Here is a 6,291-nt window from a genome sequence, read left to right on the forward strand (position 1 = left end):
TCCAGAAATTTAGCGATGCAGCGCGGTCTTGGGGGTTTCCCCCATGAGCGACTGCATCAAGACAAGGTGTTATGGCAACAACCAATACTTGGTCATGGTTGTGATCACTTCGCCTGGAACATCAGTAGGCTCCAGAGGGGTCCACTCGGCAATCTCCGCATAGCCCAATGAATAAAGCATCTGCATGCTATAAATTACTGCTTCACGAGAACCCTTGAGAGTTTGTTGAGCAGGTTGTTTCTTGAAGTTCCGAGTAAATTCTTCTGGCATAGGTCAAAAACTAAACTTGTTTAAATTGATTATTGTAATGATTATAATTTTAATTGTCAAGGGTTTTAAAAAATTTTTTTTGGGGATTTTTAGGAGTAAAAAAAAAAGCGATTATCTGTATAATAATCGCTAAAATGCTCTTAAAAATGGTAAACGGCTGAATGCTTACAGCCTTATCAGTCAGTTAACTAGCCCATAACCTTTGAATTGGATAAGCATCAAATTTATTATCCCGACTAATCAAAACCAGGGATCTATTCATGGCTTGAGCAATCAACATTCTATCAAATGGATCACGATGATGTAGGGGGAGATTAGAAATTTGCAGAGTGTCGATAAATGCAATAGGTAGTAAACTAATATCTGATGATTGAAGTTCAGATTCAATGGTTTGATAACTTCGTTGCAGTGATAACTTACCAAGATTCAATTTAATCGCAATTTCCCAGAGACTAGCAATACTAAGATAAACGCTATCTGCGACATCAATCATATCTCTTAGTCTCTTTGGCAAATTTTGGTCATTTTCAGATAACCAGATAAAGGTATGGGTGTCTAACAGAAAAAAAGTCATTACATATATTCCTTAAAATCTTCTAATGGTTCATCAAAATCATCAGGCAATGGTAGAACAAAGGTTCCTTTTAAGATACCTGAACGACGTTTCTTGACAGAATGCTGCTCTGGGGAAACATCTTGGGAGTAGTTTTCCATCAGATACTTGGCATAATGCAGCAGTTCTTGTTTCAGGGATTCTGGCATTATCACAACTGTTTGAAAAATTTCTTGGTCAATAGTCATGGGTTTTACTAGTTTATTTTATTTCCAATAAATTTGATTTAAATATATAAAATAGTATAGCATTTCTCGTTGAATTGTGGTCAGTTATCAGCAGTCAAACGTTGGGTGATAACTGATAACTGATAACTGATAGCTGATAGCTGTTCGCGTAGCGCTTAAGCTGATAGCTGACCTTGCCTCTTGCCTCTTGCCTTTACCTAAGAGATTATGTTCACAACTCAAATATAAATGCTCCATTTAAATTCAAATAGTATAATATTTTAATAGCTATTGTATAGCAGTTGATGGCAATGCCTGACAATACATCTGATGCCCAACTTGACTTTCTAAAGCAGGTACTACAAGCAACCGCAAACAGTAGGGGTAATAAGCAGGTAATTTACCGATTACTGGCAGCAAATACAGACAAACTTAATCAGAAGTTAGCAGAATTATGGCGGGTTTGGGCAACAATTCAACTGGCGGAAGCAGAAGCAGATGAAGCGAAATACTTAGCAGCAGGTATTGTTAACTTCAGCACTGTAATTCAGCAATTCCCCTTGGGTGACCAAGCCAGCAACATCGAAATTGCCATCACTGGCTATGAAGTGGCACTAACTGTTTTCACCCGTCAAGCTTTTCCCCAACAATGGGCAATGACTCAAAACAATCTCGGTATTGCTTACTCAGAAAGAATCACAGGTCAGAAGGCACAAAACCTAGAAATTGCCATCCCTTGCTACCAATCGGCTTTAGAAGTCTACACCCGCGAAGCTTTTCCCAAACAATGGGCAATGACTCAAAACAATCTCGGTAGTGCTTACTTAAAAAGAATCACAGGTCAGAAGGCACAAAACCTAGAAAATGCCATCGCTTGCTTGCAATTGGCTTTAAAAGTACGCACCCGTGAAGCTTTTCCCCAACAATGGGCAATGACTCAAAACAATCTCGGTATTGCTTACTGTAACCGAATCAGAGGTCAGAAAGCACAAAATCTAGAAGATGCGATCGCTTGCTACAAATCCGCTTTAGAAGTAAGCACCCGTGAAGCTTTTCCTATTGATTGGGCAATGACTCAAAACAATCTCGGTATTGCTTACTGTAACCGAATCAAAGGAAAGAAAGCACAAAATCTAGAAGATGCGATCGCTTGCTACAAATCCGCTTTAGAAGTACGCACCCGTGAAGCTTTTCCCGAAAATTGGGCATTGACTCAAACCAATCTCGGAAATGCTTACTGTGAGAGAATCACAGGTCAGAAGGCAGAAAACCTAGAAGAGGCCATCGCTTGCTACCAATTGGCTTTAGAAGTTCGCACTCGTGAAGCATTTCCGGAAAAATGGGCACAGACTCAAAACAATCTCGGTCTTGCTTACTCTGACAGAATCAGAGGAGAGAAGGCACAAAACCTAGAAGATGCCATCGCTTGCTACCAATTGGCCTTAGCAGTTCGCACCAGTGAAGCATTTCCGGAAAAATGGGCAATCACTCAAAACAATCTCGGTCTTGCTTACTCTAACAGAATCAAAGGAAAGAAAGCACAAAACCTAGAAGATGCCATCGCTTGCTACCAATCCGCTTTAGAAGTTCGCACCCGTGAAGCTTTTCCCTATGAATGGGCACAGACTCAAAACAATCTCGGTCTTGCTTACTCTAACAGAATCAAAGGAAAGAAAGCACAAAACCTAGAAGATGCGATCGCTTGCTACAAATCCGCTTTAGAAGTACGCACCCGTGAAGCTTTTCCCGAACAATGGGCAATGACTCAAAACAATCTCGGTCTTGCTTATAAGAACAGAATCACAGGTCAGAAGGCACAAAATCTAGAAGATGCCATCGCTTGCTACAAATCCGCTTTAGAAGTACGCACCCCTAAAGCTTTTCCTATTGATTGGGCAGGTACTCAAAACAATCTCGGTCTTGCTTACTCTGACAGAATAATAGGTCAGAAAGCACAGAATGTAGAACAGGCGATCGCTTGTTTCCAAAAGGCTCTTACAGTAAGAACCTTTGACGCTTTTCCCCAAAACCATGCAGAAACTTTATTCAACCTAGGGCTGACTTACAAAGGTAGTAACCAGTTTACTTTAGCTTACACCAAATTTAAATTTGCCATTGACACCGTAGAATCTTTGCGGGAGGAAATCGTTTCTGGTCATGAAAGCAAACGCAAGCAAGCAGAAGAATGGAACAAACTTTATAGGAGCATGGTAGAAGTTTGCCTAGAATTAACTAATATCACTGAAGCCATTGAATATGTTGAACGGAGCAAAACCCGCAATTTAATTGAAGAGATTCTCCGCCGTGACCTGAAAACCATCTTTTCCGTAGATGTTGTCTCTCAACTAGAACAATACAGGGATGAAATAGCCATAGGTCAATATCAAATCCAACAGGGCAAAGCTGAAAATCCAACCGCCCTGGCACAACATCTCCAAGAGTTGCGACAGCAGCGCAATGATTTACAAGACCAATATTTACCTATCGGTTCTAGCTTTAACTTTGAGCAATTCCGGAAAACTCTAGAAAAAAACACTGCTATTGTTGAGTTTTATATTAGCTTTGATCGCTTTTTAACTTTCATTTTTACTCGCCACAGCCAACAGCCTCTAGTTTTGTCATCTTCTACTGATCAATTATATGCCTTGATAGATTGGACAACTGCTTATCTGGATGATTATTACGACCAACCACAAGACTGGAGGAATCCACTAACTTCAAGACTCCAGAAGCTAGCAGAGATTCTGAATTTTAACAAAATTCTCCAGCAATTACCCAAAGACTGCAATCAACTGATCCTCATCCCCCATCAGTATCTACATCTATTCCCCTTGCACGCCTTACCCCTTCCTGAAAATCCAGGTAAATTGCTATTTAATCGTTTCTCCCAAGGAGTTCGTTATTCTCCCAGTTGCCAATTACTCCAACTTGTCCAAACCAGAAAACGCCCGGACTTTACCCACCTGTTTGCCGTTCAAAACCCCACGGGTGACTTAAGTTACGCTAACATCGGAGTAGAAGTGATTAAAAGCTACTTCAATCCAGCGGATACAGAGGTTCTTGTGGAAAACGCTGCCACCAAAGCTGCCATAGATAGCAAACCTCTCAACACTTACCACTGTGTCCATTTTAGCTGTCACGGTTACTTTAATCTTAACCAGCCTCAGAAATCCGCCTTAATCCTGGCAGATGCGTACCTCAACTCTGCACCGGCTGAACTAAATCCAGAACAACATCTAGTTTTGGATGACGGTGAAGTAATTGACTTACACAAATGCCTCACCTTAGATGCCATCTTTGCCCTTAAATCACAACAGAAATTAGCACAATGTCGCCTTGTCACCCTTTCTGCTTGCGAAACAGGATTAATCGACTTTGATAACACCAGCGATGAATACATTGGTTTACCCAGTGGTTTCTTAGTTGCCGGAAGTCCAGCAGTAGTTAGTAGCCTATGGAAGGTAGAGGAGGTTTCTACAGCGTTGTTGATGATTAAATTTTATCAGAATCTGCTAAACCAGATGTCCTTAGCAGTTGCGCTGAATCAAGCCCAACTCTGGCTGCGGGATGCCACTGTACAGGACTTGCGAAATTGGGCTGAACAGTTAACTAAACAGTTGACTTTGGAGAATAACTTTAAGGAAGAAGTGGAGGAAGAAATAGAGTTATTTAAAAATGACTACAAACCCTTTTATTCTCCTTATTATTGGGCGGCTTACTGCGCCATTGGAGAATCATATATTTAGTTAAGTAAACAAAAAAAAATATGAAATTTAAAAAAATTATCCAAGTTTTTCCGCAAGTACTCAAAACTCACTCTGAAAAGTTTGAACTTGAAGACTTGCAAGACTTAGACCAAGTTTTAGCAGCTTTAGACACTCAAACAGAAGGCGAATTAGTTAATTTACTCAAAAATTGGTTCCAAAACCATACAAAAGTTACAGAAACTATACGCAAATTTGCTCAAACTACTCAGGAATTAAAGAAGTCACCCGAGCCTCCGCCTAATTCCGAAGCAAGTATTCTTCAAAACCTATTTGAACTGCGACAAACCAACCAAGAAATTATTAAAGCTAAAACTAATCAAGACAAGAGTAAGCAATCAAAACAAGGGTAAGCATTGAGCTATCAGCTATCAGCTATCAGCTATCAGCTATCAGCTATCAGCTATCAGCTATCAGCTATCAGCTAATGCGCTACGCGAACAGCTATTGAATAAAATAATCTGAAGGCTGACGGCTGACGGCTGACGGCTGACAGCTGAATAGCTACTAAAAATGTCAAACAATGACTTATAAAATCTACGCACCTAATATTCATCTCTTTGCCTTCCATCTTAGGAATCTATCTAGTAGTGATTCCCAAGCAGACACCGACTATGACAGCAAACTACTTTGGCACAAGTACGATCAGATTTGTGCTAAATTCCAAATTCAACAGAAGCTAGACCTGAGAGACGTTGCAGAAGGTTCCCGCATTGCTTTACTAAAAGGAGCCACCAAGGATAATATTCTCTTACCTTTGGAGGGTAAATTATCTCTCAATCATGGCAAAAGAATAAAAATTACTGGTCAAGCTTGTCCACTCCAGATCTATGATAGTTATGCTCTTGGTTTAAATATTCGGATTCCTGAAGTTGAGAATAATCAGAAAACTGAAGACGTAGACCTGACTGTATTCAAGGATTTTAATCCAGACCAGTGCTTTCTTCCCAGTAACATTAACAGTTCCCTAGGACAAATTCTGTTACTAACTGCTTGGCTACCCCAGAAGCAGCAGCAAGATTCCCATGTATGGAAAGAGATAGCTGATCAGTGTGTGCAGAATTTTCTTGGGGAAAACGATCAGGATAACTGTCCACCGCTTTATCAAGAAGGTCAATTATTTGGTAGTCCGATTTTTGAATATGGCATTCCTGATCAATCTCAAGACTATGGCAAAATTTTTGTTTGGCTATTTTTAGGAGAAGATATCAATGGCAACTATGCTGCCCGAGCGGAGGAAAATTTTTGCTGGTTTTATCAATACTTTATTGATTTATTTTTTGATCGCCAAAAAGTAATTAAAGCTTATCAAATCAGCAGGGAAGTGTATAGTGATGCTTACCAAGGATACTGGGGGGGCGACGAAAATAGTTATAAAGCAGACAGGACAAGCGATTTAGCTCTCATTCCTCGTAAATAATACTTCCATTTATTACGATTAAGTCTCATTAATTCTCGTACTAAATTAATACACTCA

General features: G+C 40.0%; 7 protein-coding genes. 3 read left to right on the forward strand and 4 right to left on the reverse strand.

Annotated features, from left to right (window positions below):
* Positions 1 to 69: 69 nt before the first annotated feature.
* The 4 genes from F6K20_RS20280 to F6K20_RS20295 all read right to left on the reverse strand — a co-directional run bounded on the left by F6K20_RS20280 (position 70) and on the right by F6K20_RS20295 (position 1,308).
* Complete coding sequence (locus F6K20_RS20280) at positions 70 to 270, reverse strand: hypothetical protein (RefSeq protein ID WP_008180926.1); 201 nt, start codon at positions 268 to 270, stop codon at positions 70 to 72.
* Between the two features lie 184 nt (positions 271 to 454).
* Positions 455 to 844 (reverse strand): type II toxin-antitoxin system VapC family toxin, encoded by a 390-nt coding sequence (locus tag F6K20_RS20285; RefSeq protein WP_008180924.1) that lies wholly within the window; start codon positions 842 to 844, stop codon positions 455 to 457.
* Positions 844 to 1,071: a type II toxin-antitoxin system VapB family antitoxin gene (vapB, locus tag F6K20_RS20290; protein WP_008180922.1), complete on the reverse strand. Its 228-nt coding sequence runs from the start codon at positions 1,069 to 1,071 to the stop codon at positions 844 to 846. The genes F6K20_RS20285 and vapB overlap by 1 nt, the downstream gene beginning before the upstream one ends.
* Before the next feature lie 87 nt (positions 1,072 to 1,158).
* On the reverse strand, positions 1,159 to 1,308 hold the full coding sequence (locus F6K20_RS20295; RefSeq protein ID WP_287295811.1) for a hypothetical protein: 150 nt from the start codon (positions 1,306 to 1,308) through the stop codon (positions 1,159 to 1,161).
* A 53-nt stretch (positions 1,309 to 1,361) separates the two neighbouring features.
* Between F6K20_RS20295 and F6K20_RS20300 the strand changes: the two genes are divergently transcribed.
* From F6K20_RS20300 to F6K20_RS20310, 3 genes are all read left to right on the forward strand, one after another.
* On the forward strand, positions 1,362 to 4,796 hold the full coding sequence (locus F6K20_RS20300; protein WP_287295813.1) for a CHAT domain-containing protein: 3,435 nt from the start codon (positions 1,362 to 1,364) through the stop codon (positions 4,794 to 4,796).
* Between the two features lie 20 nt (positions 4,797 to 4,816).
* The gene (locus F6K20_RS20305; RefSeq protein ID WP_287249247.1) at positions 4,817 to 5,167 is read left to right on the forward strand and encodes a hypothetical protein; all 351 of its coding nucleotides are present in this window, start codon (positions 4,817 to 4,819) and stop codon (positions 5,165 to 5,167) included.
* A gap of 170 nt (positions 5,168 to 5,337) precedes the next feature.
* Entirely contained in the window at positions 5,338 to 6,234 is an 897-nt protein-coding gene (locus F6K20_RS20310; RefSeq protein ID WP_287295814.1) for a hypothetical protein, read from the forward strand.
* Positions 6,235 to 6,291 lie beyond the last annotated feature (57 nt).

It is taken from the genome of Moorena sp. SIO2C4 (assembly GCF_010672485.1).
Lineage (GTDB): Bacteria > Cyanobacteriota > Cyanobacteriia > Cyanobacteriales > Coleofasciculaceae > Moorena > Moorena producens.